The organism is Ruegeria sp. C11 (genome assembly GCF_056537725.1).
Genome location: NZ_JBQFSB010000006.1, coordinates 17,445 through 40,134, shown reverse-complemented (window position 1 = coordinate 40,134; position 22,690 = coordinate 17,445). Strand labels below are relative to the sequence as shown.

20 protein-coding genes and 3 pseudogenes are annotated in these 22,690 nt (G+C 54.7%); 13 read left to right on the top strand and 10 right to left on the bottom strand.

The genetic code is table 11. The features are described from left to right. Both ACR0NA_RS12325 and hemC read right to left on the bottom strand, forming a co-directional pair. Positions 1-966, bottom strand: coding sequence for a fatty acid desaturase family protein (locus ACR0NA_RS12325; protein ID WP_480729289.1), 966 nt, complete (start codon positions 964-966; stop codon positions 1-3). Between the two features lie 327 nt (positions 967-1,293). After that, on the bottom strand, positions 1,294-2,250 hold the full coding sequence (gene hemC, locus ACR0NA_RS12320) for a hydroxymethylbilane synthase (protein ID WP_480729286.1): 957 nt from the start codon (positions 2,248-2,250) through the stop codon (positions 1,294-1,296). A gap of 106 nt (positions 2,251-2,356) precedes the next feature. Here hemC and hemE point away from each other — a divergent pair, with 106 nt between their 5' ends. Further along, a complete protein-coding gene (hemE, locus tag ACR0NA_RS12315; protein WP_480729285.1) occupies positions 2,357-3,391 on the top strand; it encodes a uroporphyrinogen decarboxylase in 1,035 nt (344 codons plus the stop codon). Positions 3,392-3,401: 10 nt separating this feature from the next. Here the strand turns inward: hemE and ACR0NA_RS12310 are convergent, their stop codons facing one another. Then, a complete protein-coding gene (locus ACR0NA_RS12310) occupies positions 3,402-4,487 on the bottom strand; it encodes a CaiB/BaiF CoA transferase family protein (RefSeq protein ID WP_480729283.1) in 1,086 nt (361 codons plus the stop codon). 140 nt (positions 4,488-4,627) lie between these two features. Here ACR0NA_RS12310 and ACR0NA_RS12305 point away from each other — a divergent pair, with 140 nt between their 5' ends. The 4 genes and pseudogenes from ACR0NA_RS12305 (at position 4,628) to ACR0NA_RS12290 (ending at position 9,355) form a co-directional block, all read left to right on the top strand. Then, a complete protein-coding gene (locus ACR0NA_RS12305) occupies positions 4,628-5,488 on the top strand; it encodes a crotonase/enoyl-CoA hydratase family protein (protein ID WP_170654471.1) in 861 nt (286 codons plus the stop codon). A gap of 63 nt (positions 5,489-5,551) precedes the next feature. Further along, positions 5,552-6,814, top strand: a complete 1,263-nt coding sequence (locus ACR0NA_RS12300) for a TAXI family TRAP transporter solute-binding subunit (RefSeq protein ID WP_480729281.1) — start codon at positions 5,552-5,554, stop codon at positions 6,812-6,814. Between the two features lie 112 nt (positions 6,815-6,926). Then, a pseudogene (locus ACR0NA_RS12295) lies at positions 6,927-7,896 on the top strand (aminotransferase class III-fold pyridoxal phosphate-dependent enzyme); the annotation flags it as partial. Between the two features lie 2 nt (positions 7,897-7,898). Continuing rightward, positions 7,899-9,355, top strand: a pseudogene (locus tag ACR0NA_RS12290) (NAD-dependent succinate-semialdehyde dehydrogenase). Positions 9,356-9,626: 271 nt separating this feature from the next. Here ACR0NA_RS12290 and ACR0NA_RS12285 read toward each other — a convergent pair. The 3 genes from ACR0NA_RS12285 to ACR0NA_RS12275 form a co-directional block, all read right to left on the bottom strand. Then, positions 9,627-10,394, bottom strand: coding sequence for a LuxR family transcriptional regulator (locus ACR0NA_RS12285; protein WP_170654460.1), 768 nt, complete (start codon positions 10,392-10,394; stop codon positions 9,627-9,629). Between the two features lie 219 nt (positions 10,395-10,613). Further along, positions 10,614-10,934, bottom strand: a complete 321-nt coding sequence (locus ACR0NA_RS12280; protein WP_480729279.1) for a hypothetical protein — start codon at positions 10,932-10,934, stop codon at positions 10,614-10,616. 32 nt (positions 10,935-10,966) lie between these two features. Beyond that, a complete protein-coding gene (locus ACR0NA_RS12275; RefSeq protein WP_480729277.1) occupies positions 10,967-11,473 on the bottom strand; it encodes a hypothetical protein in 507 nt (168 codons plus the stop codon). A gap of 659 nt (positions 11,474-12,132) precedes the next feature. On the opposite strand from ACR0NA_RS12275, the gene ACR0NA_RS12270 reads away from it, so the two are divergent. Next, positions 12,133-13,059, top strand: a complete 927-nt coding sequence (locus ACR0NA_RS12270) for an adenylate/guanylate cyclase domain-containing protein (protein WP_480729275.1) — start codon at positions 12,133-12,135, stop codon at positions 13,057-13,059. Positions 13,060-13,195: 136 nt separating this feature from the next. Here the strand turns inward: ACR0NA_RS12270 and ACR0NA_RS12265 are convergent, their stop codons facing one another. Both ACR0NA_RS12265 and ACR0NA_RS12260 read right to left on the bottom strand, forming a co-directional pair. Then, the gene (locus ACR0NA_RS12265; RefSeq protein WP_480729273.1) at positions 13,196-14,074 is read right to left on the bottom strand and encodes a hypothetical protein; all 879 of its coding nucleotides are present in this window, start codon (positions 14,072-14,074) and stop codon (positions 13,196-13,198) included. 98 nt (positions 14,075-14,172) lie between these two features. Then, on the bottom strand, positions 14,173-15,207 hold the full coding sequence (locus ACR0NA_RS12260; RefSeq protein ID WP_480729271.1) for an alpha/beta hydrolase: 1,035 nt from the start codon (positions 15,205-15,207) through the stop codon (positions 14,173-14,175). Between the two features lie 120 nt (positions 15,208-15,327). Between ACR0NA_RS12260 and ACR0NA_RS12255 the strand changes: the two genes are divergently transcribed. Beyond that, positions 15,328-16,263: a LysR family transcriptional regulator gene (locus ACR0NA_RS12255; RefSeq protein WP_480729269.1), complete on the top strand. Its 936-nt coding sequence runs from the start codon at positions 15,328-15,330 to the stop codon at positions 16,261-16,263. A 313-nt stretch (positions 16,264-16,576) separates the two neighbouring features. Here ACR0NA_RS12255 and ACR0NA_RS12250 read toward each other — a convergent pair whose 3' ends face one another. Further along, entirely contained in the window at positions 16,577-17,389 is an 813-nt protein-coding gene (locus ACR0NA_RS12250; protein WP_480729268.1) for a LytTR family DNA-binding domain-containing protein, read from the bottom strand. Positions 17,390-17,551: 162 nt separating this feature from the next. Here ACR0NA_RS12250 and ACR0NA_RS12245 point away from each other — a divergent pair, with 162 nt between their 5' ends. Beyond that, entirely contained in the window at positions 17,552-18,091 is a 540-nt protein-coding gene (locus ACR0NA_RS12245) for a cytochrome b (protein WP_480729266.1), read from the top strand. A 228-nt stretch (positions 18,092-18,319) separates the two neighbouring features. On the opposite strand, the gene ACR0NA_RS12240 is transcribed toward ACR0NA_RS12245, so the two are convergent. Beyond that, complete coding sequence (locus ACR0NA_RS12240) at positions 18,320-18,514, bottom strand: hypothetical protein (protein ID WP_480729264.1); 195 nt, start codon at positions 18,512-18,514, stop codon at positions 18,320-18,322. Positions 18,515-18,601: 87 nt separating this feature from the next. Between ACR0NA_RS12240 and ACR0NA_RS12235 the strand changes: the two are divergent. The 5 genes and pseudogenes from ACR0NA_RS12235 (at position 18,602) to ACR0NA_RS12215 (ending at position 22,615) form a co-directional block, all read left to right on the top strand. Then, positions 18,602-19,785, top strand: a pseudogene (locus tag ACR0NA_RS12235) (tyrosine-type recombinase/integrase). A 682-nt stretch (positions 19,786-20,467) separates the two neighbouring features. Next, positions 20,468-20,944: a hypothetical protein gene (locus tag ACR0NA_RS12230; protein WP_480729261.1), complete on the top strand. Its 477-nt coding sequence runs from the start codon at positions 20,468-20,470 to the stop codon at positions 20,942-20,944. 271 nt (positions 20,945-21,215) lie between these two features. Next, positions 21,216-21,941 (top strand): hypothetical protein, encoded by a 726-nt coding sequence (locus ACR0NA_RS12225; RefSeq protein ID WP_480729259.1) that lies wholly within the window; start codon positions 21,216-21,218, stop codon positions 21,939-21,941. A gap of 84 nt (positions 21,942-22,025) precedes the next feature. Continuing rightward, the gene (locus ACR0NA_RS12220; RefSeq protein WP_480729257.1) at positions 22,026-22,274 is read left to right on the top strand and encodes a helix-turn-helix transcriptional regulator; all 249 of its coding nucleotides are present in this window, start codon (positions 22,026-22,028) and stop codon (positions 22,272-22,274) included. Between the two features lie 122 nt (positions 22,275-22,396). Then, a complete protein-coding gene (locus ACR0NA_RS12215) occupies positions 22,397-22,615 on the top strand; it encodes a hypothetical protein (RefSeq protein ID WP_480729255.1) in 219 nt (72 codons plus the stop codon). Positions 22,616-22,690 lie beyond the last annotated feature (75 nt).

Genomic DNA, 22,690 nt, shown 5'->3' with positions numbered 1-22,690 from the left:
TCACGGGGTCGGTGTTGCTTTTGCGGCTGACCGCCAACCTGCTTCGCGCAGGGCATGCGCGTAACTCGGGGCATTACGCATCTGCGGCCCCAGCCCCTTTTTCAGCAGGGACTTGTGCAGTTTGGGCAGATTGAAGCAGGGCACATGCATGATCATGTGATGCTCCAGGTGGTAGTTGACCCAGTACGGCGCAACAAGAAGGCGCGCCAGAGGTCCGGCATAAGTGGTCCGCACGTTTTGCAAAGGATTGTCTGATTGTTCGGTCGCGCCATGCTCGGCAATGTTGCGGACGCGCAAAACGAACTGAAACCAGGTGAGGTAGGGCAAAAGCCAAAAGGCCAGCCCCCACCACCAGCTGCCTAAAAGGCCCATCAGGACTATGACAAACAGAAAAACCGGAAGGGATTTCCATAGCTGGGGGGCTTTGAAGCTTTGGGCAAAATCAGATGCGGCGGCCTTGATGGCATCCTCGTCCCCGGCCAGACGGAAAGACATCAATATCTGCCCAAACAACTGCTTCACGCCGGTCTGACCTGTCAGATCCCGGGTGAATTTACGTTTCAGCGATGCATGAGACGTAGGGAATTTGGCCGACAGCACCAGATCCGGGTCTTTATCCGTCTGGGTAAAGCGATGATGGGTCAGGTGATAATGACGATAGGCCGCCAATTCGGCCAGAATCGGGCGGCCGCACAGCCATTCACCGACAAAATCATTCACACGCTGAGACGAAAACAGTGCATTGTGTGCAGCCTCGTGCATCAGAATGGCCAAGCCTAACTGACGTGAACCGATCACGATTACCGCGATCAGAAAGGTAATCGGGTTTGGAAAAAAGCCAAACAAGGCGACGGCAATTGCAATCAAACCCCAGCAGTGCACTACCAACCACGCGCCCATGATATTGGAACGCCTTGCCAAGGGCCGGATTTCGTCGGTGCCAAGGTATGCTTTGCCTGGGGTCATGGTGGTCTCCTCGACCAACATTGTCTCAAACACCCGGCCCCCCGTCAAAGAAACCGCGGCGTCACTTTCAACAAAGCATGATCGGGAACAAACCCTCCGGGGATTAATCCGGATGGATGTTTTTGCGCTACCAGCGATTTGGGGAAGGGCCTATCGGACTAGGACAGAGGATCAATCCCACCCCCTCGAATACCACCAAAAGAAAAACTCACACAAAATTTTCGATGTATACGGGACTGATCCTCATACCCAACCGGGATGAGTACGTTTTGAAGCAAATCTCACGGGACGACAGTGAACTAGTTCACATTCAAGAAAAAAATTGCCCTACCGCCAATCAAAAAAGCCGTCACCTGCCCGGGAAAGCAGCCCTGCCGCCATTGATCGGCCCATTTCAGCGCCATCTTCTGCGCTTCCGGTCACGTCATCAGCGATGGATTCGGAGCCGTCCGGGCGCAGTACCTCTCCGCGTAGGCGCAGAGCGCTACCCTCCAGTTCCGCCAGACCGGCGATCGGGGTTTCACAGGATCCGTCAAGCGCCGCCAGCAACGCCCGTTCCGCCGCCAAGCGCAAACCGGTGTCCCGGCTGTGAATGGCTTCTAGCATTTCAGCGGCCCGATGATCATCGCTGCGCCGTTCGATGCCGATGGTCCCCTGCGCAATGGCAGGCAGCATGTCATCCGGCGAAATGGCGGTTGCCGGCACGTCTTCCATCTGCAGCCGCCGGAGACCGGCCATCGCAAGGAATGTGCATTCAGCAACACCATCTGCCAGCTTCTTAAGCCGGGTCTGCACGTTTCCGCGGAACTCCACGACCTTCAGGTCCGGGCGCCGGTGCAACAGTTGGGCGCGCCGCCGCAATGATGACGTGCCCACGACCGCGCCGTCCGGCAGGTCATGAATCGAACCAAGCCGCGGGGAAATGAACGCGTCGCGCACGTCCTCGCGCGGCAGGAAGGTGTCCAGAACCAGCCCCTCGGGCTGCTCGACCGGCATATCCTTGGTCGAGTGCACGGCGATATCGATTTCGCCTTTCAGCATCGCCTCTTCGATTTCTTTGGTGAACAGGCCTTTGTTGCCGATCTCTTTCAGCGGACGATCCGCGTCGATCATGGCGCGGTTGTCGCCTGTCGTCTTGATCACCACGATCTCGAACGCGTCTTCCGGCAGATCGAAAGCCTCACCCAGTCGGTGGCGGGTCTCATGGGCCTGAGCCAGCGCCAGTGGAGAGCCACGGGTGCCGATCTTCAGCGGCGATGCGGGGGAGGGTAGGATCAAAGTCATGACGCAAGCTTTAGTCGCGTCACATTGCCCTGACAATGGGGGCAGAGCTTGACAAATTGACGCCGAAGGCAGACCGGTATCGCAAACCGGAATATTGGGGACGAGCATGGCCGAGAAAAAGAAACTGCTGCGGGCGCTGGCGGGTGAAGTGCAGGACGTGCCGCCTATCTGGATGATGCGGCAGGCAGGGCGGTATCTGCCCGAGTACCGTGCGACGCGCGCGCAGGCCGGGGATTTCCTGTCGCTTTGCTACAACCCGGAACTGGCCGCCGAGGTGACGTTGCAGCCGATCCGCCGCTATGGCTTTGATGCGGCGATCCTGTTTGCCGATATTCTGCTGGTGCCACAGGCCCTGGGCGCGGATTTGTGGTTCGTGACCGGCGAAGGGCCCCGCCTGTCCACAATCACGCAGAAAACGGAATTCGACGCGCTGAAACCCGTCGATGACATTCACGAGACCCTTGCGCCCGTCTACGAAACCGTTCGCATCCTGTCGCGCGAACTGCCTTCCGAAACGACGCTGATCGGATTTGCAGGCGCGCCTTGGACGGTCGCCACATACATGATCGCCGGGCGTGGAACACCTGATCAGGGACCCGCGCACGCCCTGAAAGATGGCGATACCGCCCTGTTCGAGGCGCTGATCGAACGGATCACCGCGGCAACCATCGAATATCTTTCCGCCCAGATTGAAGCCGGTGCGGAAGTGGTCAAGATCTTCGACAGCTGGGCCGGATCCCTGAAAGGGGAAGCATTTGCAAAATACGCAGTGGAGCCCTGCCGCGTGATCACGCAGGCGATCAAGGAACGCCATCCCGGTATTCCGGTGATCGGCTTCCCCCGCGAAGCAGGTGATGGCTATATCGGGTTTGCCAACGCAACCGGGGTTGATTGCGTGGCGCTGGACAACTCGGTTTCGCCCGAATGGGGTGCTGAACATGTTCAGGTGGATGGCTGCGTTCAGGGCAATCTGGCCTCATCGCACATGGTGACGGGCGGGCAGCCGCTGGTGGATGAAACCCGCCGCATTGTCGAGGCATTTTCGGGCGGGCCGCACATCTTCAATCTGGGTCACGGGATCACACCGGACGCCGACCCCGAAAACGTACAGCTGATGATTGATACGGTGCGCGGCAGATAAGTCAGCAGATTTATCGGTTATCGAGTTCTGCAAGAATCTCTTGCGTGTGCTCTCCGCGTGTCGGGCTGGGTTTGGGTTCCCATTCCTGTGTTGAAAACCGCGGTGCAGCGGCTGCCTGCAGATCGCCATCAACATCCCGCCAAGTGCAGCGCGCGGCGTTCATTTCGTGATCGCGGGCCTCCTCTGGGCTGAGGACCGGGGCGACACAGGCATCCGTTCCCAGAAACAGATCGGCCCAATGGTCGCGGGGCTTTCCGGCAAAAATCGACGCAAGGCGTTTGGTCAGCTCAGGCCACATTCCCGGATTGTATTGCTGTTGAAAACCCGGATCATCCGTCAGATCCAAGAGCTCCAGAAACTCGGCATAAAACTTGGCCTCAAGACACTGAACGGACACATACCCGCCATCCGCGCAAACGTAAGTGCGGCTCCAGTGCGGGCCGTCAAGCAGGCTGTGACCCCGTGCATCCGACAGGTTGCCTGTCTGTCGCAACCCCATAAGCAAATTCATCATATTTGCCGATCCATCATATATTGCGGCGTCAACTACGGTCCCCTGACCGGTCGAACGGGCATTGATAATACCTGCCAGCATTCCAGCCACCAGATACATCGCGCCGCCACCGATATCTCCGACCAGTGTGGCAGGCGTTTGCGGCGCATCGCCGGGCGCCGATCCGTACCAAAGTGCACCTGACAGTGAGATGTAATTCAGATCATGGCCCGAAGCATGCGCCAGCGGACCGCCCTGCCCCCAACCCGTCATGCGCCCGTAAACCAGACCGGGATTCAGTTCGTGGCAAACCTCCGGCCCCAGCCCCAGTTTTTCCATCACACCCGGGCGAAACCCCTCGATCAATCCGTCCGCCGAGGCAATCAGCCGTTTCGCGGTTTCCAGATCGGTCGCATCCTTCAAATCAAGCTCAATCGACCGCTTTCCCCGGTCCAGAACAGACTTTACTGCACCGCCGGGCGCTGTAGGACCACTTTTGCGATGCACGGTAACGACGTCAGCGCCAAGATCAGACAACATCATGGCGGCAAACGGGCCGGGCCCAAGCCCCTCAATCTCGATGATGCGGATACCTGTCAGCATGTCTGCTCCTCCCTCTGCGCCAACGTTCCGGCCAAACCGACGGATTGCAAGGCCCGACCGCCGCGACGTGACGTCTTTTTCATGGTGACTAGGCAGTTACGAATACGAGTGATTTCCTGCCGCTGGAGAAGGAGGAGCTCATGTCAGTCGTTTCCTACGAAAAAGATGGGCGCATCGCGCGGATCACTCTGAACAGACCGGACGTCATGAATGCGATCAATGACGAACTGCCGGTAGAATTATCCGAAGCCGTCGCGCGGGCTGATGCCGATCCGGGCGTTCACGTCATGATCCTATCCGGCAACGGCCCCGCCTTTTGCGCCGGATACGATCTGACCTTTTACGCCGAAGGCAATGGCAGCGGAGAGGCAACGCAGCCCATGCCTTGGGATCCGATAAAAGATTACAGTTTCATGTGGCGCAACACGCAGCATTTCATGTCCCTCTGGCGGGCAATGAAACCCGTGGTCTGCAAAGTTCATGGGTTTGCCGTGGCCGGAGGATCCGACATCGCATTGTGTGCGGATATGACCATCATGGCCGAGGACGCGCAGATCGGGTACATGCCCGCCCGCGTTTGGGGCTGTCCGACCACGGCCATGTGGGTCTATCGTCTGGGCGCCGAAAAAGCCAAACGGATGCTCTTTACCGGCGACAAGATCACCGGGCGCGAAGCAGCGGATATGGGTCTGGTACTCAAGGCGGTGCCTGCGGATCAGCTGGACGATGCGGTCGAGGAAATGGCCGCGCGCATGGCGACGGTTCCGATCAATCAGTTGGCCATGCAAAAGATGGTCATCAATCAGGCAATCGAACAGACCGGGATGATGCAAACACAGCGTCTTGCCACAATCTTTGACGGCATTACGCGGCACTCTCCCGAAGGCATCAATTTCAAGACCCGTGCGGAACAGGTCGGCTGGAAACAGGCCGTGACCGAACGGGATCAGGGCACCTGGGACTGGACAGAAGATGAAGAATTACCAAAGCGCAATCGTTAAGTCCCTTGCCAGAGCATTCCGGGAAGAATAGCGTCCCGCAAATGGTTGCACGGTGAGGGGATGATGCGCGTCTGGATTCTGATCTGCGTTTGCGTTGTTCTTACGATTCTGACCGCAATTCTCATTCGCCTGCACCCTCCGGGCAGCCTGAGCCTGGCGTCGGGTCCAGCTGGTGGTGCTTACGTATCCGTCGCCGATGACTATGCCCGCGTTCTGGCCCGAGATGATATCCACCTCGACATTATCGAAACAGCTGGATCAGTTGAAAACGCACGGTTACTGGAAGAGAAAATAGTGGATGCCGCGATTCTTCAGGGTGGCATAGACGTCCCTTCTCAATACGCCGAGGCGGTAGGCGCAATCTTCTTTGAACCGGTCATCTTTCTGACGCGAAGGGGCGACGCGATACCGCGCAACCCTGCCCATTGGAATGGATTGCGCATAAACAGCGGCGCAGACGGATCGGGCACAGCAGCAGCCTTCCGTGATTTCGAACAGGCAGTGGGACTGTCGATTGACGACAACACCCACCTTTCGATCCCCTACGACAAGGCGGTCGACGCCTTGCTGTCAGATCAGGTTGATATAGCCGTTTTTGTCGCGCCGATTGACGCGCCCTATCTCATGTCCGCTTATGACCGGCCCGGGCTGGCATTGCTGGATCTTGAACACGTCGAAGCCATTTCCCGCCGGCTTGAATATGCAAGCGTCGTCACCGTTCCACCTGGCGGTATGTCGCTGGACCCCGTACGACCCCCTCGCCCGATCGAATTTATTGCGCTTGAGGCACGCCTGGCCGTGCGTCCCGGCCTTCACCCCGCGCTGGTCAACCGCCTGACCATGGCCGCAATCGAATTGCACCGGTCTCGGGGTATCATTACCGATCCCGGCATCTTCCCTTCGATTGAAGGAACGGGGCTTCACATGAACAACACGGCACGACAGCTTGTGCTCGAAGGACCATCGACCTGGCACAACTGGTTGCCCTACTGGATCGCCGCGCAGATCAACCGGGTCCTCCTGCTGTTCCTGCCGTTTTTCTTCATCGTGGTGCCACTGCTCCGGCTGCTGCCGCTGGCGTATGCCTATCTGATGCGGTGGCGGGTCTGGCAGCACTATCCCGAGATTCGTCAGATCGAGGATGATCTGGGCAGCAATCCAAGCACGGCTGAGCTTGAGGAAATGCGACTACATCTGGCTGAGCTGGATGAGCGGCTGGCCGGACTGCGGTTGCCTGCCGCATATCGGCAGGGGCAATATGATGCGCGACTGCATCTGGAACTGGTGCAGAAACGAATTGCCGAAATGCAGCGAAACGCATCCTGACTTGCAAAATGCAATGACGAGTGTGCTTCACATGCTGACAGGCTTGGACTGATCACCTTGAGCTCAATTTCATCGAATACCTGAGTGCCGTCATTGGTATCTAAGACCGGTAACGATCTTTGTAACAACCGGCGCGGAAGCGGTGGAAAATGCAGTTAAAATCGCCCGCGCGGCAACAGGGCGTCAGGCAGTGATCGCCTTTGGCGGTGGCTTTCATGGTCGTACGTTCATGGGCATGGCTCTGACCGGCAAAGTGCAGCCCTACAAGGCTGGTTTTGGCACGATGATGCCCGATGTCTACCACGTGCCATTTCCGATTGACCTTCATGGTGCGTCGGTCGAGGGGTCACTTGAGGCGATCAACGGCCTATTCAAGTCCGACCTCGATCCCGGCCGTGTGGCTGCGATCATCCTTGAACCCGTTCAGGGCGAAGGCGATTTTCTATCCCGCACCCGCCGGATTGATGAATGCGCTGCGATCGCTGTGTGACAAACACGGGATCGTCTTGATTGCTGACGAAGTACAGACGGGATTTGCCCGCACCGGGCATCTTTTTGCTATGGAGCAATATGACGTTGCTGCGGACCTCACGACCATGGCCAAGGGGTTGGCAGGCGGCCTGCCGCTGGCAGCTGTGACTGGCCGCGCCGAGATCATGGATGCCTCAAACCCCGGCGGTCTGGGCGGCACCTATGGCGGCAACCCGCTGGGCATCGCGGCCGCAAATGCGGTGCTGGACGTGATCGCGGACGAAGACCTCTGCGCGCGGGCAAACGAACTGGGCTCGCGTCTCAAGCAGCGCCTCGCGGTGATCCGCGCAGATGTGCCTGAAATCGCAGACATTCGCGGCCCCGACTTCATGGTGGCCTGTGAGTTCAATACCGCGGACGGCAGCACTCCAAACGCAGAATTTGCCAATGCTGTAAGGGCCGAATCCCTGAAACGGAACCTGATCCTCCTTACCTGCGGTACCTATGGAAATGTGGTGCGCTTTCTTGCGCCAATCACCATTCAGGATGACGTCATGGCAGAGGCGATGAACATCCTTGAAGCGTCAATCAAAGCGGCGAAGGAAGCATAACCATGGATCTGAAAGACAGCAGCCTTCTGGAAACCCGGGCCTATATCAACGGGGACTGGCGCGAAGGGAGTGAGACCTTTGCCGTAACCAACCCGGCCACGGGCGAGGTGATCGCCAACGTGGCCGACTGTTCGGTCGCCGACGTGCGGGAAGCGATCGACGGGGCCTATACGGCGCAGAAAGCGTGGGCCGCCAAAACCGGCAAAGAGCGCGCGGCAATCCTGCGCAGATGGTATGAGCTGATGATCGAGGCGCAGGACGATCTGGCCACGATCCTCTGCGTCGAAATGGGCAAGCCGCTGGCGGAAGCCAAGGGCGAGATCGCCTATGGCGCCAGCTTTATCGAATGGTTCGGTGAAGAGGCCAAGCGTGTCTATGGCGACACCATCCCCGGTCACCAGCCCGACAAGCGCATTGTCGTTTTGAAGCAGCCGGTGGGTGTGGTCGGCGCCATCACCCCATGGAACTTCCCAAATGCGATGATTGCGCGCAAAGTGGCCCCCGCATTGGCGGCAGGCTGTTCCTTTGTGGCACGGCCGGCAGAGCTGACGCCACTCTCGGCAATTGCCATGGCGGTGCTTGCCGAACGCGCCGGGGTGCCTGCCGGTGTCTTCAGCGTCGTGACCAACTCAAAAGCTGCGGAAACCGGGCAGGAAATGTGCGCTAACCCGAGAGTGGCCAAAATCACGTTTACCGGATCAACACGCGTCGGCCGGATTCTGATGCGTCAGGGCGCGGACACTATCAAGAAGATGTCGCTTGAACTGGGGGGCAACGCGCCGTTTCTGGTCTTTGACGATGCCGACCTGGACGCCGCCGTTGAAGGCGCAATGATTGCGAAGTTTCGCAACAACGGTCAGACATGCGTTTGCGCCAACCGCATCTATGTACGGGCAGGCGTCTATGACGCATTTGCCAACAAGCTTGCCGCCGCTGTTTCCGCCCTTAAGCCCGGCAACGGCATGGAAGAAGGGATAACTACAGGCCCGCTTATCGATGAAGCCGCCGTCGCGAAGGTCGAGGAACACTTGTCCGACGCGGTAGCCAAAGGCGCCCGTGTGATGACCGGTGGCAACCGTCTGGAAGGTAACTTCTTTGAACCGACCCTGATTGCTGACGCCCGGTCACCGTCAAAGTCTCGCATGAAGAAACTTTTGGTCCGATTGCGCCGCTGATCAGGTTTGAAACCGAAGAAGAGGTGATTGCACTTGCCAATGACAGCGAATTCGGTCTGGCCGGTTACTTCTATGCCAACGATCCGGCACGGGTCTGGCGCGTGGCCGAGGGTCTGGAAACCGGCATGGTCGGCACCAATACCGGGTTGATTTCCACCGAACTGGCCCCGTTTGGCGGCGTCAAGCAGTCTGGTCTGGGCCGTGAGGGATCAAAATACGGCATGGATGACTATCTGGAGCTGAAGTACCTTTGCCTGAGTACTGCAGAGCAAAGACGGTCTTGATTGAAGCCCTCTGTCGAAATCAAACTTGCGGCGTCCAATATGGACACCAAAATGGGTGCTAACGCCTGATTGGCGGTGCCAAAGGCGATCCGGAAACCTGCCGGGCACAATAAAAGGCCGCATTTTAAGGTCGGTCTGTTCCCCTACTGTCGGGACGTACGCAATTTGTCACTCAGACATCTGCGATGCGCAACAAAGTGAACGTGCCCACAGCCCGTCGTACGGTCCGGGACAAGATATTCTTACTATTCTTGGTCCGCTGCGGTGACATCTATGGCGTAATGATACCGTATATCAGGGCTCTTGAAACAGCGTGGGTCCTGTTTCGTGCATTCAGGCGTTTGGCCGCATTCTTTACGTGCAACTCAACAGTTTTGTCGGACAGGGACAACCTGAAAGCTATCTCCTTGTTCGTCAGTCCGGCAGCCACCCAATGCAGACATTCTTTTTCACGGACTGAAAGCGGGAAGAATTGCCGCATCATGTCGCCTTCTTGAACGCGGGAATGAAACAGCATTGCGGCGCTTTCTACCAATGGAGTTACGCGCGCGACAATTTCGTCCCCCTCTTTGTCGCTACCCGCCTCAAAACAGACACCAGTTCCACCCAGCTTCCAGTTAGATGCGTCCCGAACTGGAATGGTGATGCCGTAGTTCATTCCAAAATCAATCATCGCGTTTTGAAAGAACTCAGATTTTTCGGTCTGGAATTGTTTCGCCCGCGGGTCCCGCCAAGAGATTGGGCGATGGTCTTCAGTCATCGCATATTGGGCAAAAGGATCGTGATCGATGTATCCCTCATCCAGATACAGCTCATTGAACTCCTCACGATGGGACGACATTGCCACGACTTCGGATGCGATCGAACGGCCTACTGTCTTTGGGAAAAACCCATAAACGGCGCTTTTGGCCCCAAGTTTTGCCAATGCGTCCGAGTAAAGCGACCAGGCCAAATCGACTGTCGCAGCGTTAGTCAGCTTTTCCGAGAAATCCAGAAGACGGTTTGTCCTCTCCTTATCGATAAAAGTAATTCTATTCATTTCATAAACTTAACACTGGTCACCCCTATACGTCGTCATCTTCGCTTTGCTCTGTTCATGCAGTCAACCCACAACAATCATGTGGTGGTCAATTTTGCGGGGTGCCTCAAAACAGCTGTCCATGATGTCAGAAAACGGACTTACACTGGCTTGATTGCAGCACCGCAATGGCACCGCCTTTGCAGCCCTGTTTCGATCAACCGGGTTCGTCCGTCGACCTTAGCCACCACATTGCTGTTTTGTTTCGCTCTCAAAATTCATCAAGATCACAGCCAGACCAGCCATAGTCAGCATCCCGTCAAACCCGGCTTGCTTTCGAAGCCTGGCTGCTTCAGCCTGGTCCCCTTTTGCACCCGCCATTACGATCGCAAAAACCTCTTCGTCCAGCTCGGTTTTCGCCAACTCGTACTGACATGAACAAAACCCTTCTGAACCCGCACCCATACCGACACAGTGATCGACAAATGCAGATTTGTCCCGATCACCCCAACACCCTGACACTGCCAGGGCGATGGACGCACTCGCCAAAACTCTTTTCATACTCTTCCTTCTCTTTAGTTCAGACGTAACCTTCACTGGCTTATTGCGACGGATTCAGCGCAGTCATCCTCGCCCATACGACAACTAACGTTGGAAATTTTGACAACGAAAGAAGTGTCGCAAGCGCCCTTGGACATGCGCGCAGCCACTTTACTAATTCCACTCGGCAGATTGCGATAACGAAGCTTGTCAGTGTCAAACGGCCCACCGGACCACTTGCCGGTATGCATGTCATAGAGTCGCTCTTCCGAAGCCTCGGGGTCTGCAATGGTAATTTCGAAGCCGAGATGGTCGATTTTTTCAGAGTTTGCGTTATCCACCTCAAAAAAAATATCGCACCCTGCAAGAATAACACCCATAACTTCTTTACTGACCGGCACTGAACCTGTGTGGGTGATCGAAATTTCATCCGGCTTACATGCTCCGAGAAGCCCAACAGCCAATAGCAGCGGAACCGCAGTTTTTGGATACGAGTACCGGAGTGTACGGATGATCAGGCAGCTTGCCAGTTTTTGCAATTTTGCAGTACTTTTATTCATGTTGGATACCTACTACGCGACAGTCAGTGTCAATTTCGAAATTTACCTGTCCAAATCAGTTCAAAAGCAGTGATACAGGCAGCATCAATTGTAACGCTTCCTCAGATAGTTCCTCGCCATCGCTATTTTCCAGCGCGACTTGAAACAGAGTCCGGACCGTGCCCGCCCTTTGTTGTTGCTTGAATGCGCAGTCTAAAAATATATAGGAATTTCCCTATGTTGCACAAAAACCTGAGGTGGGTTCACTAACTGCAGAATGTTGCGACACTTTGCCAAGCAAGGGACGAGGCGCAGACGTTAAGCGGTTGATCCATTGGATCGATGGTAGTCCGAACGGGCTGTGTAGAGATTATTCGACCTGATTGTGTCAGCAGGATTTGACCTTTGCCGAACAACCGCAGAACTAAAGTAAAACAAGCGTTTTGCCTCTGAGTTATTGCTGTTCTTAGCATCTTGGCCGGAAGCCTATTAGGAGCTTATCCACCACACATATCGGTGTCTCCCTCAACGAAACACCCAATATGAGCAACAAAGCGGACGTTGGGGCACAACCAGAACCAAAGCGAAGTCAATTTCTATCGAGCGCAGACGAGGTTGTTCATATTTTTGCGAATCGCAAAAAATGGTAGTCTGCGCGGCATCTACAAATAGGATTGACGATGAGAAATGCCCGGCTCATCGAAGCAGGTGTTTTAACCTTTCAGATCGCGTTTATAGCTGCGGCGACATACGTGGCGCTTAAATTTTCGATCCTCGCAGGAGTCCTTTTGTTTTTCGGTTTGGTTCTTGGTTTTACAGTTTTGATTTACAATCATGACGCTTGGTTGATCAAAAAGCTGACATCGGAAAAGCAGCCGCTTGCATTTAGCCTATGTCAGAGCGGCTTCGTGGGTCGAGTTCGGAGATTCACTCGATTACTTCCCGCTTCCCCCAGGTGTCGCCTATGTCTTGTGCCATTTCGAGGTTTTGGCAGAATTTTGGGCATCAAGCCCGCATCAGAAAACCCGAACTTCTGTAGAAGTTGTTTTGAAGGATTGCCAACGAAAACACTCGATGCCGAGGTGGGAATGCTATTTGCCGACATGAGAGGCTTTACGCCTTGGTCCGAACAGCATTCGCCAGCTGAAGCTGCCGAAATGCTAACCCGGTTCTATGGCATAGCGGAAAAAGAAATTGCCCGTGACGATGCTTTGATCGAATTTGTCGGAGATCAGGTCATGGCGATTTATCCAGTTCAGATGGCGTCGCTAAGGGAACGAACGGCAGATGTAATGCTTCGGGCAGCGCAACGCCTATTGGACAGCATAAGATCTGAACCCAGCATGCTAGGCGTAGGGATTGGGATAAACATGGGCGTCGCGCAAGTTGGGGAAATGGCTACCGGCTCATCCAGAAGTTTTACTGCCGTCGGTGATGTTGTTAACACGGCCGCCCGTCTCCAAAGCCAAGCTTCGGAAAATGAAATCCTTCTCTCAGAAACTGTATACAACAAACTAAGCTCTCGAACGCCCGACTTCCAAGCTGGTGAAATCTCGTTAAAGGGCAAGTCCGAAGTGGTCCGAACCTATCTTCTGAAGACGAATTGATTTCTACCGCTAACCTTCCGAAAACTCAGCGGAGCCAATAGTTGACGACGTCGAATGCAGCCCAAAACCCGTTTTCGACTAACTGTGGGCATCTACACGCGGAAGCTTGGCGCCATGGAAACCAGATTACGTGCGTCTATTGGTTGAAATCTTGTGCCGCCTGAGACGGCAATTCCGCATAGGATGCGTCATAGAAATAAGTCAGCCAAATTGACGACCCATCGAAGAGAATATCAGAAATCCCACGCGAATGAGACCCGGCGCTCAGCGGAAAAATGTTCCCGTCAGTTTCAACGCGCATGAGCCTCGCATCCGGGTACGTCTCGTGACCCCGATAACCTCCGACAACAACTGTGCCGTTGACGATTTCAACAGATTCCAAATTACCGAAGCCGTTCGCAAGTCTTGCAGCAGTATCCCCGTTACCGGACTGCGGAACCCAATACAAAGCGCTGTCCCATGCCTCGTCGCTGCCCCAGGACACAGCGTAAATTCCTGTCTCTGCGATTGCAAATCGGGCAAGCCCACTGATACGCAAATCGTCGAGGTAAGGTTGAATTTGTCCGGTTTGGGTTGCGACCGATAGGAATATGCCCCGCCCAAAGTCACTCACGAGTAGGGTGTTCTCGTCGAGCGTTTCGATATCATAGAGAAAGACACCTTCGTCATCGAGAGCTTGCCGCCAGTTTACCGTACCATCGGAAGCGGCAGAGATGACCTCATTGCCATCCACAATGACAATCTGGTTGCCAGAACGCACCATACCTGTCGGGTTGCGCAGGCCTTGCCCATCCGAGAGATTGATTTCTTCGGTCCCACCGTCGGGAGTAAGCTTGTAGAGTCCGCCATTGGTTGCGTCAGAGCCGAACTCTTCATCTGGCCCACCTGGTCCAATCGATACGGCATAGATATCGTTCCCCATTGGCAAAACTGCTTCTGTAAAGGGCGGCAGCTTCTGGTGGGCGACAGCGGGGCAAGCAACGGTGCAAGCAACCAGTAGCGAAAGAACTTTCATCTCAAACATTTCTCCTGTGTAGTTGCGCTTCCATGTTGTCGCCCGTTTTCCCTGCTATGATTGCTCCGGAGCAGCCGTGACGAACCAAGCGTTCTGAATCAAAGACTTCGTTCGAAAGCCAGAAAATGTGGGGCCAGCGCACTGACGGCAGTGTCAATGATCAGAGGGTCTTCGTAAAACTGAAGCTGGTTGGCGCCGTCGATCCAGTGCAGCGTTTTCTGCTCTGACGCGATATCTTCAAAAATGCGGCGCGGAATGTCCTGACCGCTTGCAGCCCTATCACCATGGATCATCAATACGGGCAGGTTCAGCTGAGGGGCTGTTTCATCGATCCGCCAGCCCCAAATGCCAGCTTCGCTCATTGCGGTGATGCGGTTTTCCCAACCTCCTTTGAAAGTCAGCCAAGGGGCCCTGTTGTCCCAAGGCAGGTACCAGTCAGCGATGGCCGTTGCGGTCAGAAGAGCGTCCTCAGAACCGACGATTGGAATGTAGCTTGCTTCCCCTGTATTTGCGAAATCGGCGGCTGCTTTGGTTGCGCGTTCCATGCGTGCTTTAACTGCTGCATCACTGCCAAGATACATTCTGGCGGTTTCCGCAGTCAGATAGTGGCCCGCAACAACCCCGAGAGACGCCACTCGATCATCTATCACCGCTGTTTCAATCGCCCAGTTGACGCCCTGGCAGATCCCGAGAAGATGAAGTCGATTTGCGTCAATAGCTTCCTGGTTGGCGAGAAACTCAAGGGCCGCTTGGCAGTCTTCAACCTTGGCTTCACCAGACTCGTAGCGCCGGGGCGCGCCTGTGCTTTCTCCGTGATAGCGGGGGTCGAAAATCAGAACAGCGAGCCCACGCGATGCCAAGCGGGTTGCATATTGCACCGGTGATTGTTCCTTGACGAAAGCGACAGGTCCGACAATCACAACTGCCGGCTGAGGCCCGTCCGCAGCAGGCATCAGCAACTTTCCAACAAGGGTTTCCCCAGAGCTGTCAAAGGACACCGTCTGGACATCGTAGGAGCCAAGTGCCGATTGATCTACGTCGCCGGACGGCGCCGCGGCGCTGGGCCGGGCAGCGAAAACTCCGCTTATGGATGAAGCAATCGCAATTGAGTTGAATTTGCGACGTGTAATCATTGCTGCTGCCCTTTCGTATTCTGTTTGATGGCCTCCGCAACCAAAAGATCAGGGGGGGGCCGGATTGGCTGTACTTGTCAGTTAACTTGCGATCGGCATAATTTGGATGACGCAAATAGCATGATGGACATGCACAAAATGAATGATGGCCTAACTTCTCTGGATGTGCGGACTTTACGGTTCCTGCAGCTCCTGCTTCGCACAGGCAGCGTCACTCGCACGGCAATTCATCTGGGGATCAGCCAACCCGCCGCCAGTCGAATTCTCGCCCGGGTGCGCGACTTGATAGAAGATCCAGTGCTGATCCGAACGCAGTCTGGATACCAGTTAACGGATCATGCTCTGGGCTTGAATGACCCAGTAGATGCAGCACTGTCGGCGATAGCTGACGTCTTCAGGCCATCCGCCTTTGACCCGGCACAGTCCAACCATTGCTATCGCATCGCCTCAACAGATTACGGCGTGGCGGCTGTCCTCGGGCCCATGATGGAAGTCTTTGCCGCTACCGCACCAACACTAAGATTCGACGTCTCGCCATTGGTGCCGCAAAGTTTTGACGACCTGGAAAAAGGAGCGATTGATCTGCTGCTATACGCGGATTTGGATGCCAGGGACGATTTGCTTATTCAAAAGCTATTTGATGAGACCTACGAAGTTCTTTTCCGGCAGGGCCATCCTCTTGAGGAAGTTGCGGCATCGAAGCTGGCTCTTAATCCTCAGGACGTGTCCCCTTACCGGTTAATCGAGTTCAGTTTTCCGGGCACGACAGGTTTGAAACCGGATACGATCATGCGCCAAGAAGGAGATGGTTCGAATGCCGTATTCCAGCAGCCCTACTTCACCACGCTGCCATTCCTAGTAGGGCGGACGGATGCGGTCGCAGCTGTCCCCAAGCGGTTGGCAAAGCAAGTCCAGAAATTGACATCACTTTGTTCATCTCCGTTTCAGCCGAGTTGCGGTTTCCCTTATTACTTGGTCCGCCACGAGCGTAGTCGCTTCAATCCAGCGGTCAATTGGTTGAGGGAACAAGCACAGGAGATCACCAAGTCCGACTGAATTGAGGTTCGAGCCGTGATGATGGTTTGAACCCGATAATTTCGAAGTACAGAGAGGTAATCCAAATCACCGTACGCTCTTGGGTCTTAACGAATCCACAATCCATGGACGGCATGGTTTGTTGGGCTGAGCCGCAACATCGACCGTTACTTTTACATCTCTGCTCTTAGCCTGCTCCAGGTCTTCATCTACTTTCTAGCTTTGCGATCGCAGCGAATGTCTGTTCAGTGCAGGCGGCACAGCCGCGACGGTGATCACGGTCGAACGGTGGGAATGGCGCCTTAGTGGTCAAGCGGATTGGAGAAAATCCGAGTCATGGCTTTCGGGCATTTTTGATGGCAGCGCCCACTTTATCGCGCAATTCTGAATATCGTCTCCGACTGACCGGAACCTGATCGCCATTACTCATCGTGCACGAATATGCGCTACCTTTGCGTGCAACACTGTCGACATGTGCCAGGTTGATCCAGTGAGACCTGTGGCATTGAATTCCGTCTAGGCTTTCGAGTTTTTCCAAACAATCGCCGAACTGCTCTGAAAGCAGTGCGCTTCCATTAGATGTAACGATTTCCACATAATGATCCTGCGCGTGCAGGCGGATGAGATCATCGCCTAGAGAATGCGGGACACTGTTAATGAGTTGCTTCAATGTGGGGGAAACTTCTTCTATGTGCTCATCCATCTGAGGCGCGTCCTCTTCAGAAGGGTTTCGGCGAAGAAGAAATGTCATTGCCAGCGCCACGGCCAATGCGAGCGGGGCAACTGTAACGACCTCATTCAGGAAAATTGAAACGGCCGTTCCAGCCGCCTCCAGATCATCATCTACGTTGTCAAAGCCAAAGTCTAAACCGAGTGATCCCAAGGCAAATGGAATTGGCAACAGAACTGCAGAGACAATTGCTGGTATCGGGTCGGGACATCTTAACCGTTGCAACAGCATAACGCCCGCCAGAAAGAGCGCCCCGGCCAATAGTAGATGGGTAAACCATAGCGCAAATGCCGCCAGTAGAGGCACGTTTTGCGTATGGCTTGGTTCGAGAACCAAGATGAAGCCCGCGCCGATCAATGCGGCGAGCAGGACCTTTCTGAATAGCCCAGCAGAGAAAGCAACTTGATCCAACTTCATAAAGAGTATCTAGCGGCCCCATCGCGAATGGTCGAGACGCGACCGTTCGCGAAAGAACCCCTACCTTTGACGCAGGTGGATTACCGTTCCAGCATCCATCCTTGAATGCGCACCTCTCTCTGCAGCATCTCGCGGAAATGCTTCAAAGAAAGGGCGGCTAACATGGATCGCTACAGTTTTTCCGCGCGGGTTCTTCACTGGTTAATGGCGATTTATTTCGTCTTCATGTGGGTCTGTGGGTACACGATGACCAAACTGGTGACGGATGATTCTCCGTTACAAGAAACCCTGTTTTCCCTTCACATCTCTATGGGCATAGTGCTGCTTCTTTTGATCATGCTGCGCATTGCTGTTCGATTCATCACACCGCCCCCTGCGCCTTTGGCGGCGCTGGCCAATTGGGAAAAACTGCTCTCGCATTTAGGCCATGCGGCGCTTTACGCTCTGCCATTGATGATCATCTTCATTGGGTGGGCTGAGTCGGATTTTGGTGGACACGGCACATCATTGTTCGGCCTTGCCATGCCAAAGATTTTCCCGACGCAGGAAACGCTCTGGGGCTACAATCTCGAAGCGACCACCTCGGCCGTTCACAGATGGCTTGCCTATACCATGCTGGTCGTTGTTTTTGGCCATATTGCAGCCGTCGCGAAGCATCGCATCGAAGGCCATGATGTATTGCGAAGGATGTCATTCAAATGATCAACCGACGTAAGTGCAGCAGCAACGAGCACAATAGTCCTGCCATGCGCGTCACTTTCAAACAAAGATTTCTGGGCCGTCGGCACTACTGAAAGCGCTGAACGAGACAAAGACATTCTGCTGATCGTGTTTTATCAAAATGAACAAGCCGCTCTGAGGCGGCTTGTTCGACACTTTGTTCGACCGTGGTGGTTATTCTCGACATGCAGGGCAACTTGACAGCCATGTTCAAAAAGCAAAGCCCGCCATTGAGGCGGGCATTGTTTCCGACGACTGACTGATAATATTGGTTGCGGGAGCAGAATTTGAACCTGCGACCTTCAGGTTATGAGATAGCTTACGCTCACTTGCACCAACTACGCCGGAAAACGCTGACTTACCATATCTTGTTGTAATTGTTGTTTTATTATTGACGACCGGCACGCTCCGCTCCTACCTCTTACGCCATGAACCGCTTCCAGTTGCTTCCACAATGCTTCCACGGTGCGAATACAGGGAAAGGAATGAGGGATGCCGAAACTGACCAAACGCGCCGTGGACGCTCTACCGCCAGAGGCCAAAGACTATTTTGTCTGGGACAGTCAGATTGCCGGGTTCGGGTGCGTGTCATGCCGTCCGGGGCCAAGACCTATCAGGCGCAGTATCGCAAAGGCGGACGGACGCGGCGCGTTTCCATTGGTCGACATGGCAAGATTACCGTCGATGAAGCGCGGAAGCTGGCAAAGGAACTCATGGGGCAAGTGGCTAAGGGCGAGAACCCAGCCGAAGAGATTGCCCAGCATCGCCGCGCACCAACGGTTGCGGCCTTGTGTGAGCGGTTCTTTGACACCCACGTTAAGGAACGCTGCAAACCGTCCACCCAAGGGGAGTACCGCAGGGCTATCGACCTGTTCATCGTTCCAGCCATTGGCAGCTTCAAAGTGGTGGACGTTGAACGAAAAGACATTGCCGAACTGCACCACAAGTTCCGGGGCAAACCCTATCAGGCCAATCGGACATTGGGCGTGCTGTCCAAAATGTTCAATCTCGCGGAAATCTGGGGCTTGCGGCCTGACGGATCAAACCCCTGTCGCCACGTCCCGAAATGCCGCGAAAAAAAACGGGAGCGGTATCTGAGCCAAGACGAGTTGCAGCGGCTTGGGCAGGCTTTGACAGTCTCGGAACGGGATGGATTGGAGACGCCGTTTGTTATCGCCGCTTTCCGATTGCTGATCCTGACCGGGTGCCGCCTTGGTGAAATCCAAACTCTGCAGTGGTCTTTCATCACAGACGCGGGAATGGAGCTTCCAGATACCAAGACGGGCGCGCGGCGCATTCCCCTGCCCCAAGCAGCCCGGGCGGTTCTGAGCGCCCTGCCACGACTTCCTGACAACCCTTATGTAATCGCCGGGGCTGTTCCCGGCCATTACGCGACCGACCTGCAAAAGCCATGGCGTCGCATACGTAAGCTGGCCGGTCTAAATGATGTTCGAATTCATGACCTGCGCCACTCCTACGCATCAAATGCCGTATCGTCTGGTATGCCCATTCAGATGGTTGGGCGGTTGCTGGGCCACAGCCAGATTCAGACCACGATGCGGTATGCGCATCTGGCCGATGATCCGGTACGTCAAGCGGCAGAAGAAAACGCCGCACGGCTCAATACAATCGTGGGCGCGCAGGAACCTAAACATGAGCTGCGTCTGGTTAGGTAAGGCGCTCAGCGCGACCACCCCCTAAACGTATACATACGCGGGCTACCTAAGGTAGGGCGTCTACGTATACGATACGTTACATTACATAGGAGTTTTCTCCCTACCCGGGGTATACCCGGCCCCGCGTATACCCCGGGTAGAGAAAACCACGATCCATGCCGAAATCTCGAATGACGGCTTTGAGCCCTTTTGACCAAGTGCTGCGGGTTGTTTGTGTGTCTGCTTCGGTAGCCTAATTCTCGACTAGCCCTTGCAATATGGCGAGCAGATCGTCAGTCTTCCCCAACATTTTATCTCGGATGAGCTAGCAGCGCTTTACCTTTGTTCGATGCGTGTTGTCTTAAACAATGGCCCCCCGTTGTGGAGCAGGTAGTACCATCGCTAGACTCTTAATCAGGGCGGATATCATTATGCGTAGGTATTTGTACATTGATGAGGATCAGGTTGCAGACTACGAGGCTCAATTTCCGAAGAAGATTAGTAGATATGCTGCTAGGTCGTCTTGGAAGGTGAAGCTCGGATTTGGGGTTGGCGAAATCGAGGCAGGCTCGCCCAGTCCTGACACCTCAATGATCTCGCGTTTGGAAAGCGTCGAAACGGCTCTGAAAAAAAAGGGGTCGTTCTTAGTGGACGACCAATAGACCCGTTTGAACCTAAGACAGTGCAATTCTGCGAAGAGAGAATGACTGCACAGAAGGGGATTCTAAAGCGAAAAGAGCTACTTGATGATGGCGTAAAGGCGCTAACTATTTGGTTTTCTCGTTCACCAACCCCAAAACATACGCGCAATTCTAGCCAGTTAGATAGGACCAGGCCTGGACCTCTCGTGTTGTTACAAACCAATTTGGTGGACGCGAACGCGCCTTCCCTCTTTAGCGCCTGCGGTTGGCTAAACCTCCTTATGCAAACAATCAGTGAAGACTTCAAAGCTGACAACAAGGCGGTTCTACGGGATACTTTCGCACAAGAGGTGCACGCGGCGTTTTCGATTGATCCGCGCGGAATCCTATCTGAAATTGGTGTTCAGTTTGGCCCAGAGCAGAGCATTAGCAGTTTATTCAGGGTTAGAGCTTGTGGGCTAGACTATGGGAAGCCCGACAATGTGGACAAATTCGAAACTCTTACGATTGGTTACCCCTTGTTTGTTGCTAGCGAATAACCTCGGTTAAGGTATGTGTCTGAACTGGTCGAATTTCGGTATTGTGACGCGAACGCCGACCTTCGTTCCATGGAAGCAAATGGCAGCAAAGTCCGCATAGCGGCCATTTCGTGTGCGCCGGAACTTGGCTACGTCACTTGCTTCGCTCAGCAACAAGAATACCGATCACGTCACTGCAATATGTGGGTTGAACGCACTCAACCTAACCCCTACCCGGGGGTATACCCAGAGTAGGGTTTTTTTTGACCACGCGAACAAGACGAGGCTTGCAGTGACCGATTACATGGAGCTTTGGGAACAGTCTTTTTGGCTTTCAGATTGCCCGAGAACGTACGCTGCTTACTTCTACAAAAAAGACTGGGAAGCCGCGAAGGCACACGAAGGTAGCCAGCATTGGCTCGAAGACCTAAAAGATGCCGCAGAAGAAGGAAAGTCGCAGGGCTATGAAGGTTTTGAATTATTCGCCTACAGCGCCGCAAAGGTTGGTGACCTCGCTAAACCAAAACATGAGCTCTTGGAAAAGTGCACGCACGAACTCATACAAAAGCTAAAATCAGGTAAGTATCGGGCATTCGGGTTCGACCGCCCGAGAACCTTGGATTTGAACCCCGTGCAAATCCCACGAGAGGCGTGGGCAAGAGTTAATAAGCTTGATGACAACAGACTAGCTTATCAATCACTGAAATTTGTCGATGTCCGTGTGCGCATGATGCGCGAGGAAGTCGATCCAATCCTAAAACAACCGTTTGAAGCACCTGTCGCGAAAGCCGGACGTCCGACGGTAGCGCCCGCCATCGAAGCGGCTTTTCATGCGCTCAACAAGATCGAGGAAATTGATCTGTCAGCTTCACAAATGTCTCATTACCCCAAGGTCAGAAAGTGGCTCGAAAAGAACGGCGCTAACCTTCCGGTACCGGCAGACAAAATCAGCTCCGAAACTATTCGGAGAATTATACCCCCCCTTTTCAAAGAGTTAAAAGAATCCAAAAAACAATAAATCCTGTCGGAGTTTATTGGTATTTTTTGTGGTTGGCAGGTAATCCAAGTCTAGAGCATCAGCAACTCAAACCGGAGTAAACAGATGCTCACGAACGACCCTGCAAACGACAACAACCGCCCCGCTACGGATTATCTGGACGGCTTTATTGACGAAAGCACTGCCGCCGACTTCCTGTGTCAAAGCGTGCGCACCATCCAAAAGTGGCGCGTGACGGGGTTTGGCCCGAAGTTCTATAAGTCGGGCCGCTCTGTCCGTTATCGCCGCCGTGACCTGCTGGAATGGGCCGAAGCGCGCCGCCACGGCAACACCAGCAGCTACGCTGCAGCCTGAGTTTTGCCCGTACGGGGTTGGGAGCGCCGTGCGGGATTTTGGGGCCGGAATGGCTCTATAGGGGCGCGGGCGAAACGGTCCCGCGCCCCTTTCTGAAATCATCAATAGAAAGACCCTGAACCATGGCAAACCAGCCTGCACAGAAATTCAAGATCGGCCTGATCACCGCAACCATCTGGGACAATGACGGCTTCTACTCGGTCGATATGTCCCGCGCCTACAAGACCGATACCGGTGAATGGCGCAATTCAAACAGCTTCCACCATTCGGACCTGCTGAATATCTCCAAATGCGCGGAGCGCGCCGAAATCTGGATTGGCCGCCAAACCAATGCCCGGTGATTGCAGCGCCGGAGCGACCCCGCTCCGGCCCCAAAACAAATGCTGCCCCGCCGGAGGCACTCAGGGGGCGTAAGC

Excerpts from the sequence above, each read along its gene's own strand:
- ACR0NA_RS12300 (WP_480729281.1), top strand. The coding sequence starts at position 5,552 with ATGCGCGTCTGGATTCTGATCTGCGTTTGCGTTGTTCTTACGATTCTG.
- ACR0NA_RS12260 (WP_480729271.1), bottom strand. The coding sequence starts at position 15,207 with ATGATTACACGTCGCAAATTCAACTCAATTGCGATTGCTTCATCCATA.
- ACR0NA_RS12270 (WP_480729275.1), top strand. The coding sequence starts at position 12,133 with ATGAGAAATGCCCGGCTCATCGAAGCAGGTGTTTTAACCTTTCAGATC.
- ACR0NA_RS12310 (WP_480729283.1), bottom strand. The coding sequence starts at position 4,487 with ATGCTGACAGGTATCCGCATCATCGAGATTGAGGGGCTTGGGCCCGGC.
- hemE (WP_480729285.1), top strand. The coding sequence starts at position 2,357 with ATGGCCGAGAAAAAGAAACTGCTGCGGGCGCTGGCGGGTGAAGTGCAG.
- ACR0NA_RS12305 (WP_170654471.1), top strand. The coding sequence starts at position 4,628 with ATGTCAGTCGTTTCCTACGAAAAAGATGGGCGCATCGCGCGGATCACT.
- ACR0NA_RS12265 (WP_480729273.1), bottom strand. The coding sequence starts at position 14,074 with ATGAAAGTTCTTTCGCTACTGGTTGCTTGCACCGTTGCTTGCCCCGCT.
- ACR0NA_RS12325 (WP_480729289.1), bottom strand. The coding sequence starts at position 966 with ATGACCCCAGGCAAAGCATACCTTGGCACCGACGAAATCCGGCCCTTG.
- ACR0NA_RS12230 (WP_480729261.1), top strand. The coding sequence starts at position 20,468 with ATGACTGCACAGAAGGGGATTCTAAAGCGAAAAGAGCTACTTGATGAT.
- ACR0NA_RS12280 (WP_480729279.1), bottom strand. The coding sequence starts at position 10,934 with ATGAAAAGAGTTTTGGCGAGTGCGTCCATCGCCCTGGCAGTGTCAGGG.
- ACR0NA_RS12250 (WP_480729268.1), bottom strand. The coding sequence starts at position 17,389 with ATGAAGTTGGATCAAGTTGCTTTCTCTGCTGGGCTATTCAGAAAGGTC.
- ACR0NA_RS12275 (WP_480729277.1), bottom strand. The coding sequence starts at position 11,473 with ATGAATAAAAGTACTGCAAAATTGCAAAAACTGGCAAGCTGCCTGATC.
- hemC (WP_480729286.1), bottom strand. The coding sequence starts at position 2,250 with ATGACTTTGATCCTACCCTCCCCCGCATCGCCGCTGAAGATCGGCACC.
- ACR0NA_RS12220 (WP_480729257.1), top strand. The coding sequence starts at position 22,026 with ATGCTCACGAACGACCCTGCAAACGACAACAACCGCCCCGCTACGGAT.
- ACR0NA_RS12215 (WP_480729255.1), top strand. The coding sequence starts at position 22,397 with ATGGCAAACCAGCCTGCACAGAAATTCAAGATCGGCCTGATCACCGCA.
- ACR0NA_RS12285 (WP_170654460.1), bottom strand. The coding sequence starts at position 10,394 with ATGAATAGAATTACTTTTATCGATAAGGAGAGGACAAACCGTCTTCTG.
- ACR0NA_RS12245 (WP_480729266.1), top strand. The coding sequence starts at position 17,552 with ATGGATCGCTACAGTTTTTCCGCGCGGGTTCTTCACTGGTTAATGGCG.
- ACR0NA_RS12255 (WP_480729269.1), top strand. The coding sequence starts at position 15,328 with ATGATGGACATGCACAAAATGAATGATGGCCTAACTTCTCTGGATGTG.